Origin of the sequence: Neobacillus drentensis, assembly GCF_036966985.1 — a bacterium.
In the GTDB taxonomy this organism is placed as follows: domain Bacteria; phylum Bacillota; class Bacilli; order Bacillales; family Cytobacillaceae; genus Neobacillus; species Neobacillus drentensis_E.
Window position 1 is genome coordinate 1 of the sequence record NZ_JBALSN010000733.1, and the last position, 3,091, is coordinate 3,091.

Annotated in this window: 3 protein-coding genes and 1 pseudogene; all 4 read left to right on the forward strand. The window is 38.2% G+C overall.

Going from position 1 to position 3,091, the window contains the following annotated elements; all coding sequences use genetic code 11:
* Positions 1 to 596, forward strand: a 596-nt coding sequence (locus V7659_RS31110; RefSeq protein WP_335543851.1) for a LytR/AlgR family response regulator transcription factor, incomplete at its 5' end; no start/stop codon positions are given.
* Between the two features lie 147 nt (positions 597 to 743).
* A complete protein-coding gene (locus tag V7659_RS31115) occupies positions 744 to 1,994 on the forward strand; it encodes an L-lactate MFS transporter (RefSeq protein ID WP_335543852.1) in 1,251 nt (416 codons plus the stop codon).
* A gap of 207 nt (positions 1,995 to 2,201) precedes the next feature.
* Positions 2,202 to 2,957 (forward strand): DUF2087 domain-containing protein, encoded by a 756-nt coding sequence (locus V7659_RS31120; protein WP_335543853.1) that lies wholly within the window; start codon positions 2,202 to 2,204, stop codon positions 2,955 to 2,957.
* Between the two features lie 21 nt (positions 2,958 to 2,978).
* Positions 2,979 to 3,091, forward strand: a pseudogene (locus tag V7659_RS31125) (GIY-YIG nuclease family protein); the annotation flags it as partial.

The following is a 3,091-nucleotide window of genomic DNA, read 5'->3' on the forward strand; positions in this document are numbered from 1 at the left end:
TAGCGAGTACCATAAGTAAATTTTCAAAAAGGCCATATATTGTCTTTACCACAGCTTACAAAGAGCATGCAGCACAAGCCTTTGAACTAGAAGCCTTTGACTATATTTTAAAGCCCTACGACGAGAAGCGGATTGCCGCAATGTTAAGCAGATTAGAATCTGCCTTTAAACGGGATCATACAGAAACAACGCTCCCGGATAGAAAACTCGAATCACATCTGAATAATCCGCAGTTACTACAGCTAAGGGAACTCCCATCGCAGGCTTCTAATCGAATCAATTTGAAAAAGAACGATAAAATTATCGTTACAGATGCAAATGATATCTATTATGCAATTGCGAGAGAAAAAGTTACTTTGGTGTATACGCAAGAGGAGGAGTACACTATGCCGCTAAGCATAACGGAATTTGACGCACTTTTACCAGAGAACCTTTTCTTTCGATGTCATCGTTCTTATACGGTTAACCTGACCAAAATCCGTGAAATTGTTCCTTGGTTTAATCAAACCTACATGCTTCGTTTAAAGGATCTTTCTGAGGAGATTCCGGTGAGTAGAAGCAAGGTGAAAGCGTTTCGACAAATTATGCATCTGTAACCGCCATTCATTCCGAATAATAGGCATCTCATTCTGAAACCGATTTCTATCTATTTTTCGATGCTATGATTGTAATGTAAACAAAATCAATTAAAGATTATATGTTGAACATTATCATTTTTACATGGAAGAAAAGAGGAGATCGCAATGAATTCAAGGACAGATCGTCGATGGCTGATCGTGTTAGGAACGATTATTGTACAGATGGGATTAGGTACCATCTATACGTGGAGTCTTTTTAACCAGCCGTTAGTAGAACTCTTTCATTGGAAGTTAAATTCGGTTGCTATTACGTTTTCCATTACCAGCTTCGCCCTGGCATTTTCTACGTTGTTTGCTGGGAAGCTGCAGGATAAATGGGGGCTTCGCCGTTTAATTGGTGTTGCTGGCCTTGTACTGGGAGCAGGATTAATCCTTAGTTCCCAGGTATCATCTTTATGGATGCTTTATATTTTGGTAGGTGTTGTCGTTGGGGCAGCAGACGGTACTGCTTATATAACTTCATTATCTAATTTAATTAAGTGGTTTCCGGAGAGAAAAGGACTTATTTCTGGAATTTCTGTTGGTGCGTACGGTACAGGAAGTTTGTTATTCAAATTCATTAATGGTTCATTGATCCAATCTGTGGGAGTGACTCAAGCCTTCTTTTACTGGGGATTAATTGTCCTCATTATGGTTGTGGGTGGTTCATTCCTTGTACGGGAAGCAAAAATGAGTCAAGAAAAAACCCAAACACTTAGTGCCAGTGTCCAAAAAGATTTTACTGTTAAAGAAATGCTTAAAACCAAGCAAGCATATTTATTATTTGTCATTTTCTTCACTGCGTGCATGAGTGGATTATTCTTAATTGGAATTGTGAAGGATATTGGAGTGAGAATGGCAGGACTTGATGTTGAGTCAGCCAGTAATGCTGTGGCATTGGTTGCCATCTTTAATACAAGCGGACGCATCATTCTCGGAGCCTTATCAGATAAAGTCGGCCGTTTAAAAGTGGTATCATTTGCACTTCTTGTTACTGCAGCAGCTGTGACCGTATTAAGCTTTGTCCAACTTAATTATGCGTTGTTCTTCGCCTGTGTTGCCGGGATTGCCTTCTGTTTTGGCGGTAATATTACGATTTTTCCTGCCATTGTAGCTGATTTCTTTGGTTTGAAAAATCAAAGCAAAAACTACGGGATCATATATCAGGGTTTCGGAATTGGAGCAATTTCCGGATCATTTATTGCTTCTGCCTTAGGTGGTTTCATTCCTACCTTTAAGCTTATTGCCGTACTGAGCATTGTCTCATTACTCATCGCCTTGACCATTAAGGCACCGAATGTTGGAAGTTCGAAAACGAAGAAAAAAAGGAATCATGGGAAGGTTCGCAGTCTTTCACCGGAGACACGGGCAAGTTAATAGTGTGATTTATAAAAATGGCAGCGATCCCTATATGGGGCCGCTGCCTTTCGTTATCTGGGAGAAACACGTATAGTTTTCTTGGATGGTATGTATATGGGGATAAGTTCATTGACAATAAATAAACTTTATTCTAATATGTTTATAAATAAACAAACAAAACTAATTAATGTTTATAAAATTTGATTGTCAGGATGTGTTTTACCTTTGGAACTTTCAGAACTGTTTTGGAATGTCTCAATCGAAGATCTGAAGTGTGGATATACAAAGGTTCTTGATTCCTATATCTGCCTCTTATGTGGGAAGAAAGTAGAAAAGGGGATTGTTTACCCCCATGGTGATATTCTTTATGAAGCAGAAAGGTTTATGCGGATACATATTAAAGAATCCCACCATTCGGTTTTTGAAGCTCTAATCGAACTAGATAAGAAATTTACCGGGCTTACAGATCATCAGAATCAGCTTCTTCGTTTATTTTTTCAAGGAAAAAACGATATCGAAGTCCAAGAAGAAATGGGGATTGGAAGTACCTCTACCATAAGGCATCATCGCTTTGCCTTGAAAGAGAAAGAGCGGCAAGCACGAATATTTTTGACGATAATGGAATTATTGAAAGAAAAAGATAAACATGCGCCAACTTTTGTAACAGTGCCTAAAAGCGCGAGGATGCTAGACGATCGCTATAATATTACTGAAGAAGAACAGGCGGAAATTGTGAAGAAGTATTTTCCTAGTGAAATGGGAGGACGTTTAAAGAAGTTTCCATTGCGAGAAAAGCAAAGGCTAGTGGTCTTACGAGAGATTGTCAAACAATTAGAGAGCGAAAGAATTTATGATGAAAAAGAATTAAATCAAGTGTTGCTGGACTACTATGATGATTATGCACTCGTCAGAAGGTATTTAATAGAATACGGATTCTTAGACCGTAAGGCAGACGGCAGTCAATATTGGTTTAAAAAGTAAGATAGAAAGTTGGTTGTTGAAATGGATCGTAAAAAAGAATTAAAACAATTATATAAAGAAACTCCAGTGGAAGCCGGAATCTATCAAATAAAAAACACCAAAAATCAGAAGAGTTTTATTGCTAGTACAAAGAA